The organism is Ruegeria sp. (assembly GCF_965221235.1).
Classification (GTDB): domain Bacteria; phylum Pseudomonadota; class Alphaproteobacteria; order Rhodobacterales; family Rhodobacteraceae; genus Ruegeria.
Window position 1 is genome coordinate 40,626 of the sequence record NZ_CBDCRS010000005.1, and the last position, 25,761, is coordinate 66,386.

Annotated in this window: 24 protein-coding genes; 6 read left to right on the forward strand and 18 right to left on the reverse strand. The window is 56.8% G+C overall.

Annotated features, from left to right (window positions below; all coding sequences use genetic code 11):
* Window positions 1–46 precede the first annotated feature (46 nt).
* Both ACOQOY_RS20880 and ACOQOY_RS20885 read right to left on the reverse strand, forming a co-directional pair.
* Complete coding sequence (locus ACOQOY_RS20880) at window positions 47–577, reverse strand: Lrp/AsnC family transcriptional regulator (RefSeq protein ID WP_420587316.1); 531 nt, start codon at window positions 575–577, stop codon at window positions 47–49.
* A gap of 228 nt (window positions 578–805) precedes the next feature.
* Window positions 806–1,171 carry a hypothetical protein gene (locus tag ACOQOY_RS20885; RefSeq protein WP_420587317.1) on the reverse strand — a complete coding sequence of 122 codons (366 nt, stop codon included), beginning with the start codon at window positions 1,169–1,171 and terminating at the stop codon, window positions 806–808.
* Between the two features lie 280 nt (window positions 1,172–1,451).
* Here ACOQOY_RS20885 and ACOQOY_RS20890 point away from each other — a divergent pair, with 280 nt between their 5' ends.
* From ACOQOY_RS20890 to ACOQOY_RS20900, 3 genes are all read left to right on the forward strand, one after another.
* Entirely contained in the window at window positions 1,452–2,321 is an 870-nt protein-coding gene (locus ACOQOY_RS20890; RefSeq protein WP_420587318.1) for an ABC transporter permease, read from the forward strand.
* Window positions 2,322–2,391: 70 nt separating this feature from the next.
* Window positions 2,392–3,438, forward strand: a complete 1,047-nt coding sequence (locus tag ACOQOY_RS20895) for an ABC transporter substrate-binding protein (RefSeq protein ID WP_420587319.1) — start codon at window positions 2,392–2,394, stop codon at window positions 3,436–3,438.
* Complete coding sequence (locus tag ACOQOY_RS20900; RefSeq protein WP_420587320.1) at window positions 3,407–4,300, forward strand: ABC transporter ATP-binding protein; 894 nt, start codon at window positions 3,407–3,409, stop codon at window positions 4,298–4,300. The genes ACOQOY_RS20895 and ACOQOY_RS20900 overlap by 32 nt, the downstream gene beginning before the upstream one ends.
* 17 nt (window positions 4,301–4,317) lie before the next feature.
* Here ACOQOY_RS20900 and ACOQOY_RS20905 read toward each other — a convergent pair whose 3' ends face one another.
* The 12 genes from ACOQOY_RS20905 to ACOQOY_RS20960 form a co-directional block, all read right to left on the reverse strand.
* Window positions 4,318–4,851, reverse strand: coding sequence for an Lrp/AsnC family transcriptional regulator (locus ACOQOY_RS20905; protein ID WP_420587321.1), 534 nt, complete (start codon window positions 4,849–4,851; stop codon window positions 4,318–4,320).
* A gap of 210 nt (window positions 4,852–5,061) precedes the next feature.
* On the reverse strand, window positions 5,062–6,081 hold the full coding sequence (locus tag ACOQOY_RS20910) for an alpha/beta fold hydrolase (RefSeq protein WP_420587322.1): 1,020 nt from the start codon (window positions 6,079–6,081) through the stop codon (window positions 5,062–5,064).
* 60 nt (window positions 6,082–6,141) lie between these two features.
* Complete coding sequence (locus ACOQOY_RS20915) at window positions 6,142–7,584, reverse strand: glutamine synthetase family protein (protein ID WP_420587323.1); 1,443 nt, start codon at window positions 7,582–7,584, stop codon at window positions 6,142–6,144.
* A 148-nt stretch (window positions 7,585–7,732) separates the two neighbouring features.
* Entirely contained in the window at window positions 7,733–8,137 is a 405-nt protein-coding gene (locus tag ACOQOY_RS20920; RefSeq protein WP_420587324.1) for a cupin domain-containing protein, read from the reverse strand.
* A gap of 3 nt (window positions 8,138–8,140) precedes the next feature.
* Window positions 8,141–8,578 (reverse strand): lactoylglutathione lyase, encoded by a 438-nt coding sequence (gene gloA, locus ACOQOY_RS20925; protein ID WP_420587325.1) that lies wholly within the window; start codon window positions 8,576–8,578, stop codon window positions 8,141–8,143.
* 15 nt (window positions 8,579–8,593) lie between these two features.
* Window positions 8,594–9,703, reverse strand: coding sequence for an aromatic ring-hydroxylating oxygenase subunit alpha (locus tag ACOQOY_RS20930; protein ID WP_420587326.1), 1,110 nt, complete (start codon window positions 9,701–9,703; stop codon window positions 8,594–8,596).
* A gap of 302 nt (window positions 9,704–10,005) precedes the next feature.
* A complete protein-coding gene (locus ACOQOY_RS20935; protein WP_420587327.1) occupies window positions 10,006–10,863 on the reverse strand; it encodes a nitronate monooxygenase in 858 nt (285 codons plus the stop codon).
* Window positions 10,864–10,957: 94 nt separating this feature from the next.
* Window positions 10,958–12,286, reverse strand: coding sequence for a type III glutamate--ammonia ligase (gene glnT / locus ACOQOY_RS20940; RefSeq protein ID WP_420587328.1), 1,329 nt, complete (start codon window positions 12,284–12,286; stop codon window positions 10,958–10,960).
* A gap of 80 nt (window positions 12,287–12,366) precedes the next feature.
* Window positions 12,367–13,695 carry an FMN-binding glutamate synthase family protein gene (locus ACOQOY_RS20945; protein WP_420587524.1) on the reverse strand — a complete coding sequence of 443 codons (1,329 nt, stop codon included), beginning with the start codon at window positions 13,693–13,695 and terminating at the stop codon, window positions 12,367–12,369.
* Window positions 13,696–13,715: 20 nt separating this feature from the next.
* Window positions 13,716–14,399 carry a protein GlxC gene (locus ACOQOY_RS20950; protein ID WP_420587329.1) on the reverse strand — a complete coding sequence of 228 codons (684 nt, stop codon included), beginning with the start codon at window positions 14,397–14,399 and terminating at the stop codon, window positions 13,716–13,718.
* A 1-nt stretch (window position 14,400) separates the two neighbouring features.
* Complete coding sequence (locus ACOQOY_RS20955; protein WP_420587330.1) at window positions 14,401–15,297, reverse strand: class II glutamine amidotransferase; 897 nt, start codon at window positions 15,295–15,297, stop codon at window positions 14,401–14,403.
* A gap of 174 nt (window positions 15,298–15,471) precedes the next feature.
* Window positions 15,472–16,122, reverse strand: coding sequence for a helix-turn-helix domain-containing protein (locus ACOQOY_RS20960; RefSeq protein WP_420587331.1), 651 nt, complete (start codon window positions 16,120–16,122; stop codon window positions 15,472–15,474).
* Between the two features lie 675 nt (window positions 16,123–16,797).
* On the opposite strand from ACOQOY_RS20960, the gene ACOQOY_RS20965 reads away from it, so the two are divergent.
* The gene (locus tag ACOQOY_RS20965) at window positions 16,798–19,464 is read left to right on the forward strand and encodes a M10 family metallopeptidase C-terminal domain-containing protein (RefSeq protein WP_420587332.1); all 2,667 of its coding nucleotides are present in this window, start codon (window positions 16,798–16,800) and stop codon (window positions 19,462–19,464) included.
* Window positions 19,465–19,505: 41 nt separating this feature from the next.
* Here the strand turns inward: ACOQOY_RS20965 and istB are convergent, their stop codons facing one another.
* Together istB and istA are read right to left on the reverse strand one after the other, a co-directional pair.
* On the reverse strand, window positions 19,506–20,309 hold the full coding sequence (gene istB / locus ACOQOY_RS20970) for an IS21-like element helper ATPase IstB (RefSeq protein WP_420583779.1): 804 nt from the start codon (window positions 20,307–20,309) through the stop codon (window positions 19,506–19,508).
* Entirely contained in the window at window positions 20,306–21,814 is a 1,509-nt protein-coding gene (istA, locus tag ACOQOY_RS20975; protein ID WP_420583780.1) for an IS21 family transposase, read from the reverse strand. The genes istB and istA overlap by 4 nt, the downstream gene beginning before the upstream one ends.
* Window positions 21,815–22,095: 281 nt before the next feature.
* Here istA and ACOQOY_RS20980 point away from each other — a divergent pair, with 281 nt between their 5' ends.
* Together ACOQOY_RS20980 and rfbA are read left to right on the forward strand one after the other, a co-directional pair.
* Window positions 22,096–22,626 (forward strand): hypothetical protein, encoded by a 531-nt coding sequence (locus ACOQOY_RS20980; RefSeq protein WP_420587525.1) that lies wholly within the window; start codon window positions 22,096–22,098, stop codon window positions 22,624–22,626.
* 324 nt (window positions 22,627–22,950) lie between these two features.
* Complete coding sequence (gene rfbA, locus ACOQOY_RS20985; protein WP_420587333.1) at window positions 22,951–23,859, forward strand: glucose-1-phosphate thymidylyltransferase RfbA; 909 nt, start codon at window positions 22,951–22,953, stop codon at window positions 23,857–23,859.
* Window positions 23,860–24,099: 240 nt separating this feature from the next.
* Here rfbA and ACOQOY_RS20990 read toward each other — a convergent pair whose 3' ends face one another.
* Together ACOQOY_RS20990 and ACOQOY_RS20995 are read right to left on the reverse strand one after the other, a co-directional pair.
* Complete coding sequence (locus tag ACOQOY_RS20990) at window positions 24,100–24,792, reverse strand: sulfotransferase domain-containing protein (RefSeq protein WP_420587334.1); 693 nt, start codon at window positions 24,790–24,792, stop codon at window positions 24,100–24,102.
* 150 nt (window positions 24,793–24,942) lie between these two features.
* Window positions 24,943–25,662 carry a class I SAM-dependent methyltransferase gene (locus tag ACOQOY_RS20995; RefSeq protein WP_420587335.1) on the reverse strand — a complete coding sequence of 240 codons (720 nt, stop codon included), beginning with the start codon at window positions 25,660–25,662 and terminating at the stop codon, window positions 24,943–24,945.
* Between the last annotated feature and the right edge of the window lie 99 nt (window positions 25,663–25,761).

A 25,761-nucleotide genomic window follows, 5' to 3' on the forward strand; every position in this document is an offset into this window, starting at 1 on the left:
TGGGGCCAGTCACTCAGCCTTCATCCGCGATACCGAACATTCGCGACTATTTGGACGCGCCCTGTTCCCAATTGCGTTTGAGCAGGAACTGGTTCTTGAAATTCTTCAGGCCCAGCATGACCTCGGCATCGACAATGTCTTCGACCCCGTGGATATGGTCCTCGAGAAACAGCGCAAGGTCATCCGGCTCGTCACAGACCAATTCGACCATCAGATCAAACCGTCCCGTGACCCAAAGGATGTAAACCACGCTGGAGACTGCACTCAGCCTCTCTGCCACCTTTTGCGGAGTGATACCGGGCGCCACCTTCAGGCAGACCATCGCATCTGCTTTGTATTCCGAGGCCGCCGGATCGGCGATGGCCACGATCCGAAGCAGCCCTGCCTCTTTCATCGCATTCACGCGATTACGCACGGTGCCTTCGGACACACCCAGTTTTTGTGCGATCTCAGAGAACGGCATCCGGCCATCCATTTCAAGCATCTGAACGATTTCGCTGTTCAAACGCTCTTCGACCGAGTGCGTACCACGCTGACGCGCCGTTTTATCTGCCTCTGGTTTCCGCGATAAGTTCACGCCGGTTCCTTCTTGTTTTTGCAGACGCGGGTCGCGCGCCTGACCCCGGATCATAAAGGCGAAACGCAGGGAAACAACATGGTTCCTTCGAACGGAGGTGTCGTTTGGGCCGCAAATTTGTTCCGTCCTAGTTCTCTTGCCAGCTTATTCCTGCAATAGCTCGCGGATACCTGCGTCAAGCGCCGCTGTGCACCTCGGATCATTGCCCGGATTGGTTTGTGTTCAGGTTCAATCCGGTATTGCGGTTGCCACCGGATCTTTCGTGAAATAGGCGATCCGTTCTGACAAAATACCTCTGTCATCAAACCGGATCAAAGCCGATCCCTGCAAATCAGTTCCCGTCACACACCACCAGCACCACGCTGTTGACGGCGTGCCTTCGCATATCGAAAGGTCAGAATATTGCAAGAATGGTGACGGCACGCGCCCGCCAGACAATTCCGCACCAGCTGCTTTGAAATCCTCGACGAAACCGATGAAATTTTCTCGCGTGACGCGTCCTGTTGCCGGGTCATCATAAAAGAAGATCTCAGAGGTTGCCTGCAGGGATTTTTCAGCATCCCCGGTTCGCCATCCGTCGAGATAGCTGTCCAACCATTGGCGTGCTTTCATCGTTCCCTCCAGTCCTGCGTTTTTGCCCCGGACAATGGCCTGAGCCTCACAAAGCCTCGATATGCATCTCCGCGTGCATTCTGTCGCCTGAGTTACCGTTTCAGCCAGCTAGTGACCATTTATTGCTCTATTATACAATCACATCGCTATTTATGTGTCGAAAAGCAATATTTTTGTTCTCAAAGATACGAAATCATCATAACATCGAGCTAAGGGCTGCGAGATCAGCAGATTTATGCCCCATGGGAACAAGGATGGTTTTGTGAGCGAGCTTGTTAACAAACCGTTGTCGCCTGCCAATGCGGCGCAAGCAGGTTCTGGAACGCTAAACTCAAAGCGTCGCACGCGGGTGTTCGAATTCAAGAAGGATATTCCGGTTAAATGGTCCATCGGCTTGGGCATCCTGGTTTGGGTTTTGTTCTTCGGTCTGTGGGAAGCTGCTGTTCTGATGCAGTGGACGAACCCCATTTTGCTGCCCGGGCCGGGAAAAGTTCTGTCCGCTCTTTATACTTTGTTTGCAGAGGATGCCTTTCTTCACGACGTCCTCGTTAGCATCTGGCGCGTCGTCTTCAGCTTTGCTTTAGCCTGCGCGGTTGCGATCCCTTTGGGTATGCTTATGGGCACATTCAAAGTGGTCGAGGCCTTCTTCAGCCCCTTTGTCTCAGCCTGGCGCTACCTGCCCGCCCCGTCCTTCATTCCGCTGTTGCTCATGTGGTTTGGGGCAGGCGACATGCAGAAACTTTCATTGCTGTTTATCGGGGTGGTCTGGTTTCTAATCACTCTGATCACCGATCACGTCAAAGCTGTCCCATCTGATCTGATCCGCACTGCTATGACGCTTGGCGGGTCGCGCGTGCAGATCTTGCGAACGGTGGTCGTGCCGGCTTCGCTGCCCAATATCATGATCGCCATGCGGCAGATGCTGGCGGTCAGCTGGACCTATCTGGTGATCGCAGAAATCACTGCCGCCGATGCCGGTATCGGAGCCATGATGATGCGCGCCAAACGGTTCCTGCATGTCGATCAGATCATGGCCGGAATTCTGGTGATCGGCATTCTCGGCCTGCTGTTCGATTTTCTGCTGAGACAGCTGTATCGCGTCGCTTTCCCATACCTCGAGGAGAAGACCTGACACCTTTCGCATCATCCCCAATGCGCAAAAGACGCAGGGGCTGGCCCACCAACAGGAGAAGGAGAATACGATGAGTTTCACAGGATTTCGCCACGCCGTCGCGGGGGCTGTCATGGCGCTGGCGCCCACGGCTTCCCTGGCTGCCGAAGACGTCAAGATTTCCGGCTTTACCTGGCCGGGCTACGGGTTCTGGCACATCGCTATCGAAAAGGGATTGGCACCAGATCTGAACATTGACTACCAGGCCATCGAAGACCCCTATGAAAGCTTCAATCTGGTGGCTGCGGGCCAGATGGATGTGGTCAGCTCCACGGTCGAATTCACCCCAGTTGGCATTGAAAGCGGATTGCCGATCAAGCTGGTGGCCTTTGGAAACCTGTCTTACGGAACCGACAAAATCGTCGCTGCCCCGGGCATCAGCAGCGCTGAGGATCTGGTCGGGAAAGAGGTCGCTGTTCTGGAAGGCGGCTTGTCGCAGATTTTTGTGGCTATGTGGCTCGAGCAGAACGGGGTGCAATTTGATTCTGTCACCTATCGCAACATCATTGCCGATGACGCCTTTGCCGCGATGATCGGCGGCTCGGTTGCGGCATCCGAGTTCTGGGAGCCCTATGGCGCAAACACGCTGAAAGCACTGGAAGGCTCAAGCGTTCTTGCGCAGTCGCGCGAGCCTTACTGGCTGCAACAGGGCGTGATCGCGGACGGCCTCTACATGAGCGACGCTTTTGTCACCGACCGCCGCGAAACCGCAAAGAAAACGCTACAAGCGCTCTATGATGCGATCGCGTGGTGGCAGGAGAACCCGACCGAAGGCAACCAGATCATTGCCGATGGCATGAAGATGAGCGTGGCCGATGTCGAACTGGTGCTGGGCAAAGACGGCAGTCGCACGGATGGCGGATTGTACGTTTATGACTTCATGGAAGCCGCACAGTTCTGCGGCGCGGCACCGGGCAATCCCCCGTTTGATCAGTCGAATGGACAGATGGCCGACCACTGGAACCTTGTCAGCGAATGGTGGGTCAAGTTCGACCTGATCGAACAGATCAACCCACCGGAAACCGGGATCGAATGTGATCTGCACCGTGAACTTTACGAAGCCGGCTATCGCGGCTGACGCGATGCACCGCCGGGCGGCAGATGTCGCCCGGATCACAGCAACGACGGGGACTGACATGCCGTTAGACGACACAATCCTGACCGCTAACAGTGTCTGCAAAACCTTTGGCGGCAAACGCCACGCGGTCGAGGCTTTGCGGAATGTGACATTCTCGGTCGAACGCAACGAACTGTGCGTTTTGCTGGGGCCATCGGGATGCGGGAAGTCCACATTGCTGAACATCGTGGCGGGGCTTGAAGAGCCCACAAGCGGCACCGTGCAGCTGGATGGGCACGAGGTTCTGGGCCCCGCGCGCGAGCGCGGCATGGTGTTCCAAAGCTACACCTCCTTCCCATGGCTGACCGTCATCCAGAACATCGAGTACGGGATGAAACTGAACGGCGTGCCCAAAGAAGAAAGGCGCGCAAAAGCTGAAAAATTTCTGGCATTGGTGCATTTGACCCGATTTCGCGATGCCTATCCCAAAACTCTGTCCGGCGGCATGAAACAACGGGTGGCCATAGCGCGGACCTTGGCCAATGAACCCGAAATTCTGCTGATGGACGAACCGTTTGGTGCGTTGGACGCCGAGACCCGCTGGCACATGCAGGAAATGTTGCTTGAGATTGTCGAAACAACGCATACAACCATCCTGCTGGTCACCCATGACATACAAGAGGCTATCTTTCTCGCCGACAAGATCGTCTTTCTGTCGGCCAACCCGGGACGTTTGAAAACCGTACTGAATCTGGAGTTCAAGAAAGGGATCGAACTTCACAGCAAAGAGGACCTGATCGCCCTGCCTGGCTATCTCGACTGCGAGCGCGAGATCACGGCCCTGATGCGCGCCGAAGCCGCGAATGATCCGGATTTGTTGTAGAGCAGCGCTCTCAGGGTTTACGCCTTGAGCTGACCGTGTTCCCAGTTGCGCTTCAGCAGGAACTGGTTCTTGAAGTTCCGCAAACCCAGCATCACTTCGGAGTCCACGATATCCTCGACGCCATGGATATGTTCCTCAAGAAAAGTTGCAAGATCGTCCGGCTCGTCGCAGACCAGCTCGACCATCAGATCAAAGCGTCCTGTGACCCAAAGGATGTAGACCACGCTCGACACCGCACCCAGCCGATCAGCTACCGCCTGGGGTGTCATGTCGGGCGCAACTTTCAGGCAAACCATTGCGTCGGCTTTATATTCCGACGCGGAAGGATCAGCGATTGCGACGATCCGCAGAAGCCTTGCATCCTTCATCGCATTCACCCGGTTGCGCACAGTGCCTTCAGATACGCTCAGTTTCTGGGCGATTTCGGAAAACGGCATCCGCCCGTCGACCTCAAGCATCCGGATGATTTCACTGTTCAAACGTTCTTCGACCGAATGAGTACCCCGCGCCCGGGTGTGTTTTTCCAGCTCTGGTTTTCGAAGCGTATTCACAGCTCATCCTCATGTCGTGTTTGGGACGGATTTGTCCGACCCCGTATTGAGCATTGATCCTAGGGACTGTCCGAAAGCAATTTCAAACTAAGGCTACTTTCCGGAGCGCTTCATCTTTTGCTGTCTTCTGATCAACGAGAGTAAAGATGCGCCGCGCCGAAGTTCCATTGAACATGTCGATATTCTTCATCGCAGATACACCGTTTTGATTTACGCCTGCAAAAGCTCGCGGATGCCTGCGTCAAGCGCCGCTGTGAACCCCGGATCATTGCCCGGATTGGCGGCACAATGGCCCCATGCAGAGTCGTAGGGGCGGAAGTCTGCGTTCGGCATGTGCTGCGCCTCGATCGCGTTGTCTTCGGGCGGGAAATACAGGTCCTGAGTGCAGGGCATCAGGATCGCGCGGGCTTTGATCGCGCCAAGGGCAGCTTTGAAATCACCGTTATACAGTGGTCCGGCCGAGATGTCGCCAGCTTGCCATGTTGCCAGTTTGGCCAGCAGATTGTTGGCGTCCCAGCCCTCGACATGATCGACTTCCCAATCCAGCAGCAGGTCTTCGACGGTCTCAAACCCAAGCTGTTTGTACAAACCCTCGCGATAGAAGGTCTGTGAGAATGCCCATCCGGCGTAAACCCGTCCGAAAGCTTTCAAGCCGGCGATCGGAGGGCTGTCGTAGTTGCCGCCATTCCAGCTCTGATCAGCGCAGAGCGCGGCTTTGACCCCTTCAAGGAACACAAAGTTATGCGGTGAGGTTTTGGCCGAGGCGCAAAACGGCAGGATCGCCTGCACCATATCTGGGTATTGCGCGGCCCATTGGTAGGACTGACACCCGGCCATTGACCAGCCCGCGACCAAGGCGATCCGGTCAATGCCCAAATGATCATGGACCAACCGGTGCTGGGCCGCGATGTTGTCCCACATTTGAATCAGAGGAAAGCGCGGACCGTCCTGCGGGGCCGGTGTATTCGACGGTGAGGACGACCGGCCATTGCCAAACAGGTTGGGGCTGACAATGAAATGCCGCGCCGGATCAATCGCTCGGCCCGGCCCGAAGAAGCCTTCATTGCGAGAATTGGTGCCTGTGTAGAAAGTGGGCAGGACAATCACATTGTCCCGCGCGGGCGACAGGGTGCCATAGGTCTGATAGGCCAGCTTTGCATCTTGCAGGACCTCACCCGACAACAACTGAAAATCACCTAGCTCGAATATCTGGAAGTCCTGCGCCATCATTTGCCCTGCTGTTCAAAGAAATTCGGCCCCGACGCATGCCGGGGCCGTGTGGTTTTTAGGTTAGTAGAGCCGCAGGTATTCCTGCACTTCCCAGTCTGTGACCGACTGGTGATAACGTTCCCATTCGTCATTTTTGTACTCGAGGTAGGATTTGCGCATCACTGGCCCCATCACATGCTCAGCCATGTCATCATGGCGCAGGGCCTCGATGGCGTTGTACAGAGTGCGGGGCAGGCGGCGGATGCCCAGCTCGACCAGTTCGGCCTCGGTTTTCGCGTACAGATCGAAGTCGGTCGGCTTGCCCGGATCGATCTTGTTCTTGATCCCTTTCAGCGCGCAGCTCAGGTGCATCGCCATCGCCAGATAGACGTTCATGGTCATATCGCAGGCGCGGTTTTCGATGCAGTGACGGCTTTGCGGCAGGCGGAACTGAGCCGAGCGGTTGTTGAACCCGTAGGTGATATTGGTCGGGGCCCAGGTGACAGTGCCGCCTTCGAACCCGCCAACGCGCGGGACCAGACCGTTATACGAGTTCACGGTCGGACAGGTGATCGCAGTGATCGCCTCGGCATGCTGCATCAGGCCACCGACAGCCCAGCGGCTTTCATCCGACCAGTCGCTGCCATCTTCGGTTTCAAAGATGTTCTGACCCGGACGGCTTTCATGCTGCATCGACATGTTGATATGCGCGCCCGAGCGCCAGTCGCCCACGGTGGGCTTCGGCATGAAGGTGACGAACATGCCGTGTTTCTTGGCGACCTCTTTCAAAACGATGCGCAGGAACGCCAGGCGGTCGGACATTTCCAGCATGTTGGTATAGTGGAAATCAAGCTCGAACTGCGAATAGGCACCCTCGGCGACCACATCATGCAGGTTCCAGCCCAGCCCCTCGATGATGTCGATCATATCCTTGAGGAAGGGCATCGAGTCGACCGAGTATTCCACGTCGTAGCCAAAGGCCTGACGGCGCGGTCGCAGACCCTCTGCAGGGTCATCGTCGAACGCTTTCACCGGCTGACCGGCCTCGTCGTATTTCATGACGATGAATTCGGGCTCGACCCCGGCAAAGCCGGTATACCCTTCCTGCGCGGCCTCATGCATCGCGCGTTTCAGCGCCTGTCGGGGGCAGACATTGTAAGGTGCGTCTTCCCAGTAGAGGTCCGAGAAGATGATCGCCATCGATGTGTCCCACGGGCAGATATAGACCGCATCCAGATCGGGCACGACGACCTGATCGCTGTCGGCGGGGCTGAGTTCGGGGACGAAGGAAATCGAATGCACCGCGAATTGCGGGCCTTTGCCCAGACACAGCGCCTCAAAGTCGCTCATCGGGACGGGCTTCGTCTTGGGGATGCCGTGCAAATCGATCCAGGCCCCCATGACGTATTTGACGCCTGCCTCTTCCAGCCGTTTCTTCACCTCGGGGATCTTCGGCCGGTTGCGTTCCACCGCGTCGTGAAAGCTCTCGTAGTAGATTTTGCTGTTCGCGTTGTCCTTGGGCATGAGGTGTCCTCCTGTCAGGGTGCCACCCGTCGTTTCATCGTGGCCGGGCAGTCTGGAATGTGGGCGTTTGTTTGCCGTTAAGGGAAAGCAGGCACCCCGATTGTTGGGAGAGCATATAGGGTGCCTGCCTTCAGGTCGCAGCGGTGCATCAGCCCGCTACAAAATCATCCGGATCGATGCCGGGCACCTTGGTGATACCGGCCAGTTGCTTCCAGTTGTGGGGATAGGCGGCGTAGAAGATCACGCAGCGATCATCCGCCTCGTATGAGATGTGGTTGTCCTTGGGGATATAGAGAACATCGCCGCGGTCGCAGATGTAGGTTTCACCATCGCAGACCAGCCGAAAGGTGCCTTCCAGAACATAGATGATCTCGTCACAGGTCAGGTCCCACGGCACCTTGATGTTCTTCAGAACATTGATGCCGCCGCACATGGTCTTGGAAAACTCGCTGGTGACCATCGGTTTGATGTAGGTGTCACTATCCTTGTCGCCGATCTGGTTGTAGCGATCATCGACAAGGTCCCATTTCATCAGTCTCGGTTTTTCGCCCATGGATCAGGACCCTTCCTTGGCCAGATGTTTCAGAATGCTTTCGTTCAGCTCGACCTTGTAGCCGTCCGGGTCTTCGCAGAACGCGATCACGCGGGTGCCGTTCTTCATTGGCCCCGGCGGGCGGGTGATGTTCACACCAGCGGCGGCCAGATCTTCGCAGGCTTTGTAGACATCGGGGGTCTCGATACAGATGTGCCCCCAGCCGTTGCCCTTGTCATAGGGTTCTTCCTGATCCCAGTTCGCGGTCAGCTCCAGCGTCGGCGACTCCGCCTCGGGGCCGTAGCCGATGAAGGTGTTGGTGAATTTTCCTTCGGGATAATCCGTGCGGCGAAGGACCTGCATTCCCAGAATCCCGCAGTAGAATTCCAGCGATTTTTCCATGTCCGTCACGCGCATCATCGTATGGGCAAGGCGGAAGCCGCTGCTTAAGCTGTCCGTCACATCAGTCTCCTTAACTCAGTGTGTTTCGGTCGCGGTCACATCCCGCGCCACCATTTCCTGAAACGCGCGCACGCTGTCTTCCCACGCGGGGGACAGTACGCCGCCTGCCTCTGCGACGGTCGAGGCCCGTCCCAGTTGCAACCTTTCGGTCATTTCATGATCTTCTTTATGGACGTCCCACCACAATTTCTTCAGGCCTTCGACCTCGTCCGCTGTCAGGTTCTGGCCTTCGGTGGTGTAAAGCGCGCGTTTCTGCATCATCGTGCCGGGGCCTGTGGGGATGTTCAGGTAAACTCCCAGCTGATCTGGGAAATACCGGCCCAGAATAAAGTTCGGGTACAGCGTCAGATACCGCGAGCTGACTGCCAGACTGCCGGATGTTCCGACCTCTTCGTCAAGATCGACCGCGCTGCCCAGACAGTTGCCGTCGATAATGGTATAGTGATCTTCAAGCGGCTGATCGGTGGTCGAGGAATGCACAAACTGCACATGATAGGGCTCGATGAAGTTCTCCATGATGAACTTCCAGTTGCAGGCCACCTCGCCGAAATCGAGCGTTCCGATACATTCCAACTTGTCCCAATCCATACCATCAAGGCGGCCTTGAATCGTGGCTGAGTATTCGTCGAATTCTGGCGCTTGCCCGTCGAGGTTGACAAAAATCCAATCATTCCAGACATGGCTGCGCACCGGCACCAGACTGTTTTCCGCCTTGTCAAACCCGTCCGCCTTGTGATCGTTCGCGCCGCCGAAATGGGGTGCCGCCCGTAACTGCCCGTCCAGATCATAGGCCCAGGCGTGATAGGGGCAGCGGATCAGCTTGCCCACATTCTTTGGTGCATCCACCAGAGTCAGGCAGCGATGGCGGCATATATTGTGGAACGCTTTGATCTCACCTGCGGTATTGCGCACCAGCAGCAAGGGGTGTTCGGCCAGCGTGACCGGCACTGCATCTCCGGCGGCCTGCAGCTCATGTGCAAATCCCACGCAAACCCAGTTGCGTGTAAAGACCGAGGCGCATTCGGCCCGCCAGAATTCAGCGTCTTTATAGGCCGCTGCCGGCAAGCCGCGTTTCAGGGTGGATTCTTCGTAGAAAGACTCAAGCAACGAATGGAGTGGCTTCATCGTTCAAGTTCCTGACTTAGGGTTTCAAGGTCGATGTCGCGACATGGTTCGGGTTTCCGTGACTCAGCGCTTGATCGTCAGTGAACTGCGAAAAACGCACCGTGTCTACATAAATTTACGAAATCAACACCAAAATGTTAAAGAATCTGCAATCAACTGATGCTGGTGCTGAGTTTACTTGATGGTTTCGCAGTCAGTGAGCGTCTCCTGAGGGCTGTCGTCTTCTCAGCAACCCGATTCAGTTCATGTATCCGACCTCAGTACACCAGTCGGTTCGTATCTGGTGTTGGACCGCACGCAGATCACCGGATGACTTTGCGCTGTGCATGGACCATCAGGCGGCTGGCCTTTTGGTCCATCTGGGCAAGTATCTCGTCGACCGATGGAACATCTCGGATCACGCCGATTCCTTCGCTGGCGGGACTCTCGGGCGATCCGTTGTGCAGTGTGCGTATAGCCGCGTGATCGGGCCAATCCGCATCCGCAGTCAATTTTGTGTCGTCGCCGGATGCGCGCAGGACATGGCGGGCGTGATGATCCGCGCCCAACCCTTCGCGGCTGGCCCACAGCCGGGTACCCATGACGACACCGTCCGCGCCCATCACCAGACTGGCGGCCAGCCCGCGAGAGTCGGTGATACCCCCCGCAGCCAGCAGCAGTGTATCGTGGGCTTCGCGGTGCAGAAAATCAGCCACTTCCGGCAGCAACGTAAATGTTGAGCGCGCGCCAGAGTGTCCCGCCGCCGCATTACCCTGCGCAACGATCACGTCAGCACCCGCTTCGACGGCAAGGGCCGCGCCGTGCAGGTCCTGTACCTGACAGATCAGCCGGGTTTTGGCCTGTGCGATGCGCGGCGCAAAGGGGCGGGGATCGCCATGGGTCAAAAAGATCGCGCGCGGACGCCGGGCCAACACACGGTCCAGCAGTTCTGGTGTCTGTGCCAAGCGCCAGGTGACAAAGCCGCAGCCGACCGCCTCGCGCCCGGCTTCACGAAACTGTGTCTCGATCCAGTTCGCGTCGCAGCCCCCACCGCCAATTATGCCGAGCCCTCCGGCCTGTGCCACTGCTGAGGCGAGGCGGCCATCGGCCAGCCCCGGCATCGGGCTCAGGACCACGGGGCAAGTCAATCCGAACAGGCGGGTTAGTCGGGTGTCAATCACGTATCACCTCAGGCCAGTTGCTGTATTGAAACATGGGCGCCCGGGCGCGACGAACGCCCGGGCGACACGAAAGGTTGGAACACGACAGTCGGGATCAGATATCCAGCGTGTGCTGTTGCTCCCACCGCGAGAAATGGCTGACGAACGAGTTCCATTCCTGATGTTTCAGCTTCAGATAGGCGGCCGAGAACTCTGCGCCCATTGCCGCTTTCAATTCCGTGTCCCTGTCGTATTCGCGCAGCGCGTCCAGCATGTTGAGCGGCAGTTTCGGTGCATCTTTGACAGTGTGGCCATCGGCGTACATGTCAATGTCATGGCGTTGTCCCGGATCAGCCTTGGAACGGATGCCCGACAGGCCCGCCGCGATAATCACAGCTTGCAGCAGGTACGGGTTGGCCGCGCCATCCGGCAGACGCAGCTCGAACCGGCCGGGGCCGGGGACCCGCACCATATGGGTACGGTTGTTGCCGGTCCATGTCACCGTGTTCGGAGCCCATGTCGCGCCCGACATGGTGCGCGGCGCGTTGATGCGTTTGTAGGAGTTCACCGTCGGGTTGGTGATTGCGGCCAGCGCGCTGGCGTGTTTCATGATCCCGCCCAAGAAGTGCTTACCCTGTTCGGCCAGGCCCAATTCGCCGGTTGGGCCGTCGCCTTCGCCCGCAAAGACGTTGGTTTTTGCATCCGCCCCCGGCGCATCCCAAACCGAGATATGGGCATGGCATCCATTGCCCGTCAGCCCTTCGACCGGTTTGGGCATGAAGGTGGCGCGGAAGCCGTGCTTTTCGGCCACCGATTTGGTCATAAATTTGAAGAAGGAATGCTTGTCGGCGGTGCGGAGGGCATCGTCGAACTCCCAGTTCATCTCGAACTGGCCGTTGGCATCCTCGTGGTCGTTCTGGTACGGACCCCAGCCCAGTTCCAGCATGTAATCGCAAATCTCGCGCACCACATCATAGCGGCGCATCACCGCCTGCTGGTCGTAACACGGCTTTTCGGCGGTATCGAACGGGTCGCTGATCTGCTCGCCATCCGGGGTCAGAAGGAAGAACTCGGCCTCGATGCCGGTTTTCACATGCATGCCTTCGGCGGCGGCCTCGTCAATCAGGCGACGCAGCACGTTGCGCGGGGCCTGGGCGACATCCTCGCCCTCCATCACGCAATTGCCCGCAACCCAGGCGACCTCGGGCTTCCATGGCAGTTGGATTACCGAAGACGGGTCCGGCACGGCCAGCATGTCCGGGTGCGCGGGCGTCATATCGAGATAGGTGGCAAAACCCGCGAAACCCGCGCCGTCCTCCTGCATGTCGGCAATCGCTTGCGCGGGGACCAGTTTGGCCCGTTGTCCACCGAACAGGTCGGTGAACGAAATCATGAAGTATTTGACGCCTTTTTCTTTGGCGAAAGCTGCCAGATCTGTCGTCATGGTCGGCTTTCCTTTCCCTGTTGGTTCAAAAGAAGAAAAGCGCCGCCCTTTCGGGGCCGCGCCTTGGTGTCATGTGTCGATCAGAACCCGGCTTTGCCCGGATACCAGTCGGTGCCTGCCAGCGGCACTTTGGCCATTGCGGCGGCCTCCATGGTCAGGGCGCAGAGGTCCTCGGGTTCCAGATTGTGCAGGTGGTTGTGGCCACAAGCGCGCGCGATGGTCTGCGCCTCAAGCGTCATCACCTTCAGGTAGTTGCGCAACCGGCGGCCCGCTTCGATCGGGTCAAGGCGTGCGGCCAGTTCCGGGTCCTGCGTGGTGATGCCTGCCGGGTCCTGACCTTCGTGCCAGTCGTCATAGGCCCCGGTGGTGGTGCCCAGCTTCTGATACTCGGATTCCCATTTGGGGTCGTTGTCACCCAAAGCGATCAGAGCCGCCGTGCCAATGGCCACCGCATCCGCGCCCAGGGCCATTGCCTTGGCTACATCAGCCCCGGTGCGGATACCGCCCGAGATCACCAGTTGCACTTCGCGATGCACGCCCAGATCCTGCAGGGCCTGAACGGCGGGGCGAATGCACGCGAGTGTCGGAATGCCGACATGTTCGATGAACACGTCCTGCGTCGCGGCGGTGCCGCCCTGCATCCCGTCCATCACCACAACATCGGCCCCGGCTTTCACTGCAAGCGCGGTGTCATAGTAAGGCCGGGTTGCGCCAACTTTGACGTAGATCGGCACCTGCCAGTCGGTGATCTCGCGCAATTCGAGGATTTTGATCTCCAGATCATCCGGCCCGGTCCAGTCCGGGTGGCGACAAGCCGAGCGCTGGTCGATGCCCTTGGGCAGTGTGCGCATCTCGGCCACGCGGTCGCTGATCTTTTGACCCAGCAGCATGCCGCCGCCACCGGGCTTCGCGCCTTGCCCTACCACAATCTCAATCGCGTCGGCCTTGCGAAGATCGTTAGGGTTCATGCCATAGCGAGACGGCAGGTACTGATAGACCAGCTTCGACGAATGGCCGCGTTCTTCGGGCGTCATACCGCCGTCACCGGTGGTGGTGGAGGTGCCCGCCGCCGATGCGCCACGGCCCAGAGCCTCTTTCGCCGGACCGGACAGAGCGCCAAAGCTCATGCCCGCGATGGTCACCGGAATGTCCAACTCGATAGGCTTCTTGGCAAAACGCGTACCCAGCGTCACCGAGGTATCGCAGCGCTCACGGTACCCTTCCAGCGGATAGCGCGAGACCGAGGCGCCCAGAAACAGCAGGTCGTCGAAATGCGGCACCTTGCGTTTGGCACCGCCACCGCGAATGTCATAGATGCCGGTCGCCGCAGCGCGCCGAATTTCGGCGTTGATCGGGTTTGTAAACGTCGCCGACTGAATCGGCATGGTGCGGGGGATGGTCTGATCCATATCTTTCATACCCTTCATCCTCAGTAAGCGGCTGCGTTGTCGACGTCGAAATTGTAAAGCTGACGGGCCGAGCCGTAGCGCTTGAACTCTTCCGGCTTGGCGTCCGAGCCCGCGCGTTCCAGCAGGTCGGTCAGAATTTCGATATGCTCAGGCCGCATCTCTTTCTCGATGCAATCCGCGCCCAGGCTTTTAACCGAGCCGCGCACAAACAGCCGCGCCTCATAAAGCGAGTCGCCAAGCGCATCACCCGCATCGCCGCAAACAACCAGATTGCCCGCCTGCGCCATGAACGCCGACATGTGGCCGATATTGCCATGCACGACAATGTCGATGCCCTTCATCGAAATCCCGCAGCGCGAGCTGGCATTTCCCTTAATCACCAGCAACCCACCATGGCCGGTCGCACCGGCATATTGGCTGGCATCGCCGTCGACGACCACGGTACCCGACATCATGTTCTCGGCCACGCCCGGACCCACCGAGCCTTCGACCTTGATGGTCGCCTGCTGGTTCATCCCCGCGCAGTAATAGCCGGTCGAACCTTTGACGGTGACCTCAATCGGTGCGTCCAGACCCACGGCGATGGCATGGCTGCCCTTGGGGTTCTGAACTTCCCAATTGGTCTGGTTGGTCTCGGCACTTTGCGCCTGCAGGGTCGAGTTCAAACCGCGCAGGCCGTTTTCTGCAACATCATACGTCTGCATCTTAATGGCTCCAGAAATAAACGGTCGAGGGTTCGGGTTCCCAGACCTTGGCATCTTCGATGCCCGGAAGGTTCACCAGCGCACGGTATTCGCTGCCGAACGCTACGTATTGATCGGTCTCGGCCATCACTGCCGGTTTGCAGGCGATCGGGTCGCGGACCACGCCGAACCCATCCTTGGTGCCGACCACGAACGTAAAGAACCCGTCCAGATCCTCCAGGCTGCTTTCCAGTGCCTCGCCCAGCGTGGCTCCGTTTTGCATCTTCCAGGTCAGGTAAGCCGCGCCTACTTCGGTGTCGTTCATCGATTCAACCCGCACACCTTCGCGCTTAAGCTTGCGGCGTAGCGAGTTGTGGTTCGATAGCGACCCGTTATGAACCAGACACTGGTCCGAACCGGTGTTGAACGGGTGTGCGCCCTCAGTCGTCACCGCGGATTCCGTTGCCATTCGTGTATGACCGATCCCGTGGCTGCCGCCCATGGTCGACAGCTTGAAGCGATCTGCCACGTCTTTGGGCAGGCCAACCTCTTTGTATATCTCAATCGTCTCGCCGTCCGACATCACGCGCAATTCGGGGCGCAACTCTCGCACGGCTTGACGTGCCTGGTCGACTTTCGAGGCGTCCAGTTCCAGCACGGCGTGCGTATCGTTTGACCGCAAGGAAACCTCAGTTCCTATCGCTGCCCCTAGATCAGCCGCCAGTGTCGCAAAGTCCTGATCCGGAGAATCCGACTGCACCGTTAGCTTGGCGGCACCATCCGACTCTGCGCCGTAAATTGCGATACCTGCGCTGTCCGGGCCGCGGTCGGTCATTGTGACCAGCATGTCCGTCAGCATTGAGCCTAATTCAGGCTCCAAAGTCTTGTCCTTAAGAAACAGACCGACAATTCCACACATCAGCTTTTGCCCTCTGAAATTTCGTCATCGGGACGCTAGCAGCCCTAATTCGGAAAAACAACAAAAAGAAAAAAATATTCCTAGAGGGAAACACGCTTCACAACAATCAGACGCAATTCGAATGCCCGTCAGGCGTGTTTGCCTGCGGGCTGAAAGAAATCAGAGGGTTAGACGCTAGTTGCTTTGCGGATACGAGATCACAGACAGGTAGCGCGCAGGAAGTTTCACCAGGTCTTCTGGGCCGTGGGGCGCGTCTGCATCAAAGAAAAGTGTATCCCCGGGTTCAAGCGAATAGACCGAGTCGCCGTGGCGGTATTCGACTTTACCCTCAAGCATGTACAGCATTTCTATCCCGCCATGCTGAAAGGTGGGAAACCGGTCGGATTCTTCGGTCAGAGTGATCAGGTAAGGTTCGACCACCACGCCGCTGGCATTTGCCCCCAGATGGCCCAGAAGGTTGTACTGATGCCCGGCGCGCGTTCCGGCGCGTTCCGTTTCAACCCCTTTACCCGCTTTGGTATGCACCGCGTTCCGGGTTTCCTCATAACCCCGAAAGAACGAGGTAATGGGCGCGCTTAAGGCGTTGGCCAGCAGTTGCAGCGTAGTCAATGACGCCGAGGTCGCGCCGTTTTCGATCTTGGACAACATGCTGATCGAAAGGCCGGTTGACGCCGACAATTCCGCAATCGTAACAGATTGCTGAAGGCGCAGGGCTTTGATTTCGCGACCAATAGCGACCTCAAGGTTCTTCTCGCCGATGTCCCGAACCTTGTGAGGATCCTGCGACAGGGCTGTTGGCTTTTTGTTTTTCGTTGTCCGCGCCATCAGGGTCCTCTGTCGTGTATTAGGTGGTCCTGTCTGACCTTGACACAGGTTGGGCCGTTTTGGGTAGTGGTCCTGCAAGGAAATATTCTTTCCCGACAGGGAAGCTCTTGTTGGGCGACGGGAGAGCAGACTCTCAGGACTCAGAATCGTCCTGTCGGCGTTCTGCGTCACAACTGCGCCCTGTCAGGGTCATTTCAAACTGCTCTGGCAAGTATATTGCGTGGACATATTCCCCTGATGTGGCATGTAATACGACAATACCTAACGTGGATGTGACCGAAGAGCCACGGCTGTTGTCAGCTTAAAATTGTGATCTGCAAAGCACTTCTCTGCCTTAGGCAGGTGTGATTTAACTTTGCTGGTGGGGGCGAAGCATTGGAAAATGGTCTATGACCTGATGTGGAGCGGTAGTTGATTGAGTATAATACCTTTAAAACTATTTCGGAGGACTCAAGATCGCAGCCCGGACAAGGGTAGGGTACGCGCAGGAGAGTTGTTCATGTTTCCATTCTCACCACAAATCGTGTGCCATTTGGACCGTTTACCAAGCGCCGAATAGTTCAAAACTCAAAGTTACGCAGAGGCTGCTCTCTTTTTTAGGCCGATGCATCTAAAATTGGCTAGAATACCGATCGCGACAGCGGACATCGCGACCCAAGCATTCAGGACGAAAATATGATCTCCTACTCACCTCAACCGCCATCATCGTCGCCCGTTAGCGCAATCCAGGGTGCCTGGGCTTATGGTGACGGTGACCCTGCAACGACCACAACCATCACCTACAGTTTCGCACAACAGCCCGGCACGCAGGCTTGGACAGAAGCCTACAGGAGTGATTTTCGCGCCGCTTTGGCTGCCATCGAGTCCGTTGCAAATATCCGCTTTGTCGAGGTGGCAAATCCGTCATCGGCTGATCTGGTGGAATACATCGCGCCCAGCTCGTACTTCGGTTCCAACACCACGCTGGGTTATCATTATACCCCTTCCAGCCGCCCGTCCGAGGGGGCGTTCAACACCGACTTCTGGAATGCCGGGGCCAATGGTGATCCGGGCGGGTTCTTCTTCACCACGATTCTGCACGAACTGGGACACGCTCTCGGGCTGGGGCATCCGCATGATGACGGTCTGAATACAACTGTCATGCAGGGCGTGACCAGTCCGTTTAACTCCTTTGGCGTCGGCAATCTGAATCAGGGCGTTTACACCGTGATGTCATATAATGACGGCTGGACGTCGCGCGATGGCTTCCTTCCGTCGTCGGCGACATTTGGTGGCTCGACCGGCTTGGGCGCTTTGGACATTGCCGCGCTTCAGGCTATGTATGGTGCAAACACGACGACCAATGGCGGCAACAACACCTATAGTCTCGCGTCTTCAAACGCGCCCGGGGTCGGGTATCAGGCGATCTGGGATACAGGTGGCATCGACACGCTGCGCCATACCGGCAGCCAGAATGCTGTACTTGATTTGCGGCCCGCCACACTGGATTACTCGGTGCGCGGCGGTGGCGGCGTTTCTTATGCCGCAGGTGTAAAAGGTGGCTATACCATCGCAGCTGGCGTCGTAATCGAGAACGCATCCGGCGGGTCCGGTAACGACACCATCTTTGGAAACGAGGCGGTCAACACCCTTCGAGGCAATGATGGCAACGACACAATTAATTCACGTTCAGACGGGTCCAACAATAATACAATCTACGGCGGAAACGGGCATGACACAATCCGGCTGGCTGGTGGATTCGGCGCAGATACGGTTTATGGTGGCGAGGGCGATGATACTGCCATTATAAGAAATAATTCAGGGTCTTTCTTTGGTGGCAGCGGGTTTGACACGGCTTCCTTTATAGGCGCAACAAGCGGCTTCCTGTTTTCAGTTGTTGGCGGAAACTACACTTTCTTCAACGTAGTGGCGCGAATAACCTTTACGGTAGGTGCAGATGTTGAACGCTTTATGTTTGGGGATGGCGAGGAGCAGTTTGACGCCAACCAGCTTATCGCGGCGACGCGCATCAGAGATATCGAGGTGACAGGAACTGCGCTGCAACATGCCGCGCAGGGGATTTACTTGCTGGATGGGGCTACATCCAACATTGCTATTGTTCGAAATGGAGCCGCGGTTGGCGAGTCAACATATGCGAACTGGAGCGCAATTCAGGCCGAAGCGTCGGGAAGCGACTATCGCATCCTGTGGCTGAATACCAACGGTCAGTATTCCGAGTGGACCGTCAACGGCCTAGGAAGGTTTCAAAGCGCCGCCGATATCAACAACGTCGTGGATGTAGAGACGTTCTACAACGCCGATCTCAACAATGATGGCGCGATCGGGCATACGACAACGGCTGTGGAGTCGGATGGTACGACGACGCTTGAAGATTCGACGCACGGTTACTACTTGCTTGGCGGCAGTGTATCACTGTCGCGGAATGGTGATGACATCGGGTCCAGCAGCTATACAAATTGGAAGGCCGTTCAAGCTGAGGCTGATGGCGCTGGATACCGGATGCTTTGGGTTAGCACCAACGGCCAGTATTCGGAATGGAGTGTCAACAGTCTGGGACAGTTCCAAAGCGCCGCTGTCATTGACAACGTCGTAGATGTCGAGGTGTTTTATGATGCCGACCTCAACAATGACGGAACGATCGGGCATACGACAACGACTTTGGAAACGGAAGGCACGACGACTCTGGGATCGTCCACGCACGGCTATTACCTGCTTGGCGGCAGTGTATCACTGTCGCGGAATGGCGATGACATCGGGTCCGAAACCTATGCGAATTGGCAGGCCATTCAGGCCGAGGCCGATGGTGGCGGCTACCGGCTGCTGTGGGTCAACACCAACGGCCAGTATTCGGAATGGACCACCAACGGTCAGGGCCAGTTCCTGAGCAGCACCAATATCGGCAGTGTTGTGGATGTTGAGGCGTTCTATAACACCGATCTCAACAATGACGGCGCGATCGGGCATACGACAACGACCATTGAATCCGATGGCACGTCAACTCTGGAGGCGTCCACGCAGGGTCATTACCTGCTGGGTGGCAGCGTCGTGCTATCGCTGAACGGCAACGATGTCGGGCCGGATAGCTATGCGAACTGGCAGGCCGTTCAGGCCGAAGCTGATGGCGCTACCGGCGGCTACCGGGTGCTGTGGGTCAACACCAACGGCAAATACTCGGAATGGACCGTCAACAGTCAGGGCCAGTTTCAGAGCGCGGCCAACATCGACAATGTCGTGGATGTTGAGGTGTTTTATGACGCCGATCTCAATAATGACGGCACAACCGGGCATTGTACGCCGTCAACCATTTTGTCCGGTAGCGACAACCTCGTTGTCCGGTTTTAGCCGCAGTTCATGACGTGTTTATGGTCTGGTTTGCTTCTCCTTCAGGTTTTGGCTTTTCCGGTGGATTTTTGTTTTGGCCGACGTTGATTTTCAGCTGAGCGTCGCCTGTAGCTTTCGAAGTTCATCTCGAGGATCGTGGCGTGATGAACCAACCTGTCGATGGCTGCGACGGTAACAGCTTGGTCGGGGAAGATTTTGCCCCATGCACTGAATGGCTGGTTGGCAGCGATCGCAAGGCTTCGGTTTTCATAGCGCCGTGCGATAAGTTCGAAGAGAACAGAGCTTTCGGCGTGGTCTTTCTGGGCATATGTGATGTCGTCCAGAATGACGAGATCGAATTTGTCGAGTTTGGCCAGTGCAGTTTCCAACACGAGATCTCGCCGGGCAGCCTGAAGTTTCTGTACCAGATCGGTTGTTCGCGTGTAGAGGACGCGATTCCCGGCTTCGATCAGAGCATGTCCTATGGCGCAAAGAATATGCGTCTTGCCCGCGCCGGAGTTTCCGATGGCGATCAGATTGGCGCCGGTTTCAACCCAGTCGCCTGCTGCGAGCGCCTCGATCCGGGCTTGTGACAGCTCAGGTACGGCTTTGAACTCGAATGTGGCCAGGGTTTTTCCGCCGGGCAGGCCCGATTGGCCCAGGTGGCGTCGAATGCGGCGTTCCTCGCGCTCAGCCAATTCGATCTCGGCTAGAGTGGCCAGCAACCTGGCTGCAGGCCAGTTCTCGGTATCGGCCTGTTGCGCGAAGCGCTCCCAGTGGTGCTGGAAGCTGGGCAGACGCAAAGCGGTGAACAGGGCGGGCAAGGCGTGCACATCGACAGTTTGTGGTTTGGACACCTGTGTCATGTGCGCACCTCCAGCAAGCGATCGAAGCTGGACAGATCCGTCAGTCTGACCTTTCGGTCTTCCGGCAATTCCGTGCGTGACCCAAGGAGTTGTTTCCGCAGGGTTTTGGCATCTGGCAATGCGCCATTTGCAAAGTCCCCGGCGATCAGCGCGGCCAGGTCTGCCTCGCAGTTCTCGCTATGGGCCAGCCAGAGCAGATCGACCATGCGTTTGCAAGCCTCTTTGCGGGGCAAAACCTCGGAGAGGCGGTTCCAGGCCTCAGCGTATTCGGACCTGGGGAAGAGATTGTCGCGATAGACGGAATTTGCCAAAGCCTGAGGCTTGCGACGCAGGGCATGGATGACATGCCGGTAATTGATGCTATGGATACGTTTACCGTCCTTGCGCCCGCGCATGCGGGGATGGGAGACCACATGCGTGGCCCCGAGATAGGCTTCGATCCGGTCGTCATAGACGTGAACGCGCAAGCGCTGGCCGATGAACTGCGAGGGCACGGAATAGAACACGCTGTGGACCAGGAAACCTCCGGTCCTGACAACACGCACGACAAGTTCGGTGAAGTCGGTGGTGCGCTGCGTGGGCAGCGGCTTGAGGTGTTGCAACTCGACTTTTATCTTGTCCTCACGGCGGCGGTTGCGGCGGGCGACAACTTCGTCGACAAACCGGCGCCAGGCATCGATGTCGGGAAAGTCCCGCGATCCCCGCAGGATCAGAGCCTGATCCAAAGCCACCTTGAGATGATTGTTGTGTGCTTCGATCGCGCCATTCTCATGGGCTTCGCCGGGATTATTGCGGCTCGCGACCATCCCATAGTGCCGACAGAACGCCTCATAACGTTCGGTGACATCCCTGGTCGCATCCTTGTCGAGATTGCGATACGCGGCCGACAGGCTGTCGGTTCTGCTCTCCTGCGGCACGCCCCCAAGTGTCCAGAGCGCATTCTGAAGGTTTTCAGCCAGTGCCGTGAAACTCTCCCCGCCCAGAACCGGCGCGGCATGCTCCCAGCCGCTGTAGGCGAGAACAAAGTGGAAAAGCCGATGAAGCAGCAAATGACCGGCGATTGTCACGCCGAGTTCAGTCGCATCGGTGAAGTCCGACAGTCCCATACGCCCTGGCTCCGGGGACTGGCGAAAGATCACGTCGCGCTCGGGGCCATGCAGGGCGCGCCACTCCCGAACCCGTCGTTCCAGCGTCCGCCGGACCCGATCATCGGGGAAGCCGTCAGGATCCAGCATCTGCAAATGACGGAGCAACGTCACAGCTTGCACGGAAGAATCCCGTTCGAGGAGCGGGATCAGGATAGGCTGCCACACAGCCTCCAAAGGATCAGGGACGGTGCGACCACGGACTGGTTTGCGCTGCGAAGGCAGTACCGGGTTTGCTTCAATCCTGCGCCCGGTGCGTTCGCTGAAACCGGCACGGGCTGCGGCAACACGTTGGTTATGAAAGGGTCGGTCGGACATGTACAATCTCATTTGCTGGTCGGTGACGGGTTTCCCCGGCATTCGGAACCTCCGTATTCACGTTCAGAGGTCTCCAACCTACCGGGCCACAGCGGCCAGCACCTACCCCGTACCCCTCCCAAAAGGGCCGATCCGGTGGCTCAAACCTCCAATCGGGCTCCGCCCTCATTCCGGTTCAAGCCACCGGCCAACTTGGCTGTCGGTGCCGGTCAACTTGGTTGTCGCTCATCACGGACCAATGCCGTCGCGAGTCCAGTAGTTAAGGAAAACCGACACAGGGGTGGTCATGGAGTTCATTCTGGCGGCATTGAGAGCTGAAATCAATTACAGATGATAACTCCATTTCGCTGTCGCTGAACGGCAACGATATCGGACCGGACAGCTATTCAAACTGGCAGGCCATCCATGCCGAAGCCGACGGCGGCGGCTACCGGGTGCTGTGGGTCAACACCAACGGCAAATACTCCGAATGGACCGTCAACAGCCAGGGCGAATACGTCAGCAGCGTACCGGTTCCAGATGTCATAGACGTCGAGAGCTTCTATGGCTACGACATCGACGGCAGCGGGACAGTTGGCTATGCACAGCCTAAACAGCTCAAGTCTACGGCGCCCGAGGTGGCCGCGCAGGACGTATTGCCTGACCAGTTCGAGTTTAACGCACCGGACCACGATCACGCCGAAACCGATGCGTATGAAGACTTGGGGCAACTGGCTGAACAGCTTGATGACGCATCGGGGCATTTCTACGCCGCTGTGCAGGACGCGCTGGACGAAATTCAGGATGACGACGGTCAAGAGCATGACCGGCTGGACATTGCCAGCTATCTGGAAGACGACGTCTTTTCGCACTGATCCGCTGGAAACATTGATCAGGAGGCCCCGAACCCGCACGGCTTTGGGGCTTCTTTTGTTTTGGGTCGCACTGCGTTTCACAGTGTTGATCAGAGTCCGGGCGCGGTGGCGGCAATCCGGATGAGGTTTGAGCGGGTATTATTCCCCTTGAGTCCTTTTGGATGCCAAGTTACCGACGCTCTGAGCAGGGCATTGCTGAGGTCGGCAAGGCGTCTCTTGAATTCAGGGCTGGATACCAGCAGTTTTAGGCAAGTTTTGAGGGTCTGAGGCCGAAAGGTGAGATGGATCCGGGAAAATAGTAGTAGAATTGAGGCCGATGAAATCATGAAAAATCGCAAAGGCATTATTCTGGCCGGTGGGTCGGGAACGCGGCTTTATCCCATAACGATTGGCGTCTCGAAACAGCTACTGCCGATCTATGACAAGCCGATGATCTACTATCCGATCAGCGTGTTGATGCTGGCCGGCATTCGGGAAATCGCGATCATTACAACGCCGCACGATCAGGCGCAGTTCAAACGGGTTCTGGGCGACGGTGCCGACTGGGGCCTGTCTTTCACCTATATCGAACAACCCAGTCCCGATGGGCTGGCGCAGGCCTATCTGCTGGCTGAGGAGTTTCTAGACGGCGCGCCTTCGGCATTGGTACTGGGTGACAACCTGTTTTTCGGGCACGGCCTGCCGGACCTGCTGGTTGCGGCCGACGCACAAGAACAGGGCGGCACGGTGTTTGGTTACAGGGTCGGCGACCCGCAGCGATATGGCGTTGTGGGATACGATGCCAACGGTCGCGTGACCGAAATCATCGAAAAGCCCGAGGTTCCGCCGTCTAACTATGCCGTCACGGGGCTGTATTTCATGGACGGCACTGCGCCCGACCGGGCGCGCAAGGTTCAGCCCTCTGCCCGGGGCGAGCTGGAAATCGCCGATGTCCTGCAAAGTTATCTTGACGACGGCACGCTGGACGTTCAGCAGATGGGCCGCGGGTTCGCATGGCTGGATACCGGCACCCATGGCAGTTTGCTGGATGCGGGAAACTTTGTACGCACCCTGTCCGAACGGCAGGGCCAGCAGGTTGGCAGCCCCGAAGAGATTGCATTCAGCAAGGGCTGGATCACCGCATCACAGCTCAAAGAGCTTGCTACAAAGCTGAAGGGAAATTCTTATGCGAAATATCTTTTTGAGATCTCTGGGGTTGCGATACAGATTGACCCCACTGACGGAGCAAGGTGAACGCGCTGTTTTGCACATGATCAAGTGGGGCTGTCTCTGTACTAGGCAAATTGGCTAAACCACCAGAGAATCTGTTTTATTGATACATGAAATGGCTTTCAGAGTATCAAGATTCCAACCGTTCAATTGAGTCACTATTTCCGGGGTAGTTGGCAGAATACTGTTTCCGCAACGCATCAGCTGCCTCATTACCGATATAGAAAGAAAGCGCATCTACTTTCGGTAGATTTTTACTCATCGCTATGAGTTGTCTTTTGCGGCTTGACCTTCGGGCGTGTCAGGCAGGCCGCGATAGCTATTCGATAGCCAGGGGTGGACACCGGCTCCAACGCGTTTTGCGACGGTCGGCGCGTTGCTTTCGTATCCCAGGGCATAGCAAAAATCGGCAGCAGCATTCGTCGAGTATTGGCGAACACGAATCTTCTCGGGTCCGACAATTGATGCCCAAAGGTCCAAAATTCGAGAGAATTCGCCAAAACTTGGAATGGCATTCTCCAAGAAATCTTTGAACGCTTCTTTGGTTCGACCATTGAGAACGCCGTGATGATAGCGTGAGACGGCTTGATCTAAAGGATCTCGAACATAGGCGATCACACGCAGATCGTATCCTTTGAACCACTCACACAACTCTTCGACTTGCGGGCGCGGCATCAGCGAGAAATCTTCGCTGGAAACCACGAAGTCTCTGCCGTTCGAATTCGTCAATTTTTTGCGGAAATAGTCGCGGACGAGTATTGGGTCGTAATCCTTGTTTCTCCATCCAGCGCGTTCTCCGAGGAAGCACCAAGCTGCTTCACCGTGAGAGTCATACCCACACAACGGCATCGGGTAATCCAGACCTTCTTCGAGTAGTTCGCTACGCGAGTTTAGCAAAAAGGACTGAATTGCCGAACTTCCGGTCTTATGAAACCCGATGTGTAACCAAACGCGCATTAGTGAACCTCCGCATTGCACTGGGCTTCCGGAAAACTCAGATTGGCCAAACTGGTTAGAGAAAACCGGGTTGTTGTTTTTATTTCTTGAGCCATTGCTTTGATTTACCTGTTCGTTTGGCTTGTTTGAAACACACAGCCGTTCTGAAGCCTACGTTTTTTGTGCTAACGCAGAAAGACCTTTTGAGAGAGTAAAGTAGAGACTACCCACTGCAGCTTCAGGGTTGGTAAGAAAAACCGTCTCTTTCTCGGGTGCGGGATGATCTGGTTTGGCCAATGCAAAAGAAATATACCTTTGCGGCGAAAGGCCATTCATAAAGACGACTTTAAGGCCGAGCTCACGTGCAAGCCAAGTGATGTTTGACTCGCTGTGAAAAAATCGATGAGCAGGGAAGACATACTCTGGGTTGAGCATAGGGCCCTGGCATATCAATATACCATCCGGAGCGAGGTGTTGAGTGATCTCCCAGAGGATATCCATTGGCCTCTCAAAATGCTCGATGACGTGCCAAAGAAAAACGGTATCCACGGATCCTTGCTGGTCTTTGCGCTGCGCAAGGAAATTGCTAGCTGAAGTGGTCATCAGGCGATTGCCAGGGAGGTTATAGGCGGTCCGGGCTTTTGTGCTCAATTCTGTCGATGGCTCGCACCCGAACGCATCATAACCTTTTCGGAGCAGCGCGGCCAATAAGTTGCCCCGACCTGAGCCTATGTCGTAGACTGTCCCTCCCGCTGTTGGATCCTTAAGGACGTCTTTGTAAAAATCGATGACTGCTTCCATCCCCTCTACGAGTTCAAATAGAGAGCCCTGAGTTTCTTCTTTCCAGAGGCATTCATGGAATTCCGTTTGACGAACAACTTCGTCTTCCACGTACTCATCATATTCTGGGCATAGTGCTGCGCAGTTTCTACAGTGAAAAATCCGAACGGGAGCGCCTGCTGCGTCAGGAGCTCTTAGTATTGGGACAAT

Coding starts and splice junctions, on each gene's coding strand:
- ACOQOY_RS20930 (WP_420587326.1), bottom strand. CDS start 9,703: ATGAAGCCACTCCATTCGTTGCTTGAGTCTTTCTACGAAGAATCCACC.
- ACOQOY_RS20990 (WP_420587334.1), bottom strand. CDS start 24,792: ATGCGCGTTTGGTTACACATCGGGTTTCATAAGACCGGAAGTTCGGCA.
- istA (WP_420583780.1), bottom strand. CDS start 21,814: ATGCCGGGGAAACCCGTCACCGACCAGCAAATGAGATTGTACATGTCC.
- ACOQOY_RS20950 (WP_420587329.1), bottom strand. CDS start 14,399: ATGCAGACGTATGATGTTGCAGAAAACGGCCTGCGCGGTTTGAACTCG.
- ACOQOY_RS20915 (WP_420587323.1), bottom strand. CDS start 7,584: ATGCCCAAGGACAACGCGAACAGCAAAATCTACTACGAGAGCTTTCAC.
- ACOQOY_RS20895 (WP_420587319.1), top strand. CDS start 2,392: ATGAGTTTCACAGGATTTCGCCACGCCGTCGCGGGGGCTGTCATGGCG.
- glnT (WP_420587328.1), bottom strand. CDS start 12,286: ATGACGACAGATCTGGCAGCTTTCGCCAAAGAAAAAGGCGTCAAATAC.
- istB (WP_420583779.1), bottom strand. CDS start 20,309: ATGACACAGGTGTCCAAACCACAAACTGTCGATGTGCACGCCTTGCCC.
- ACOQOY_RS20960 (WP_420587331.1), bottom strand. CDS start 16,122: ATGGCGCGGACAACGAAAAACAAAAAGCCAACAGCCCTGTCGCAGGAT.
- ACOQOY_RS20955 (WP_420587330.1), bottom strand. CDS start 15,297: ATGTGTGGAATTGTCGGTCTGTTTCTTAAGGACAAGACTTTGGAGCCT.
- rfbA (WP_420587333.1), top strand. CDS start 22,951: ATGAAAAATCGCAAAGGCATTATTCTGGCCGGTGGGTCGGGAACGCGG.
- ACOQOY_RS20965 (WP_420587332.1), top strand. CDS start 16,798: ATGATCTCCTACTCACCTCAACCGCCATCATCGTCGCCCGTTAGCGCA.
- ACOQOY_RS20910 (WP_420587322.1), bottom strand. CDS start 6,081: ATGATGGCGCAGGACTTCCAGATATTCGAGCTAGGTGATTTTCAGTTG.
- ACOQOY_RS20945 (WP_420587524.1), bottom strand. CDS start 13,695: ATGGATCAGACCATCCCCCGCACCATGCCGATTCAGTCGGCGACGTTT.
- ACOQOY_RS20920 (WP_420587324.1), bottom strand. CDS start 8,137: ATGGGCGAAAAACCGAGACTGATGAAATGGGACCTTGTCGATGATCGC.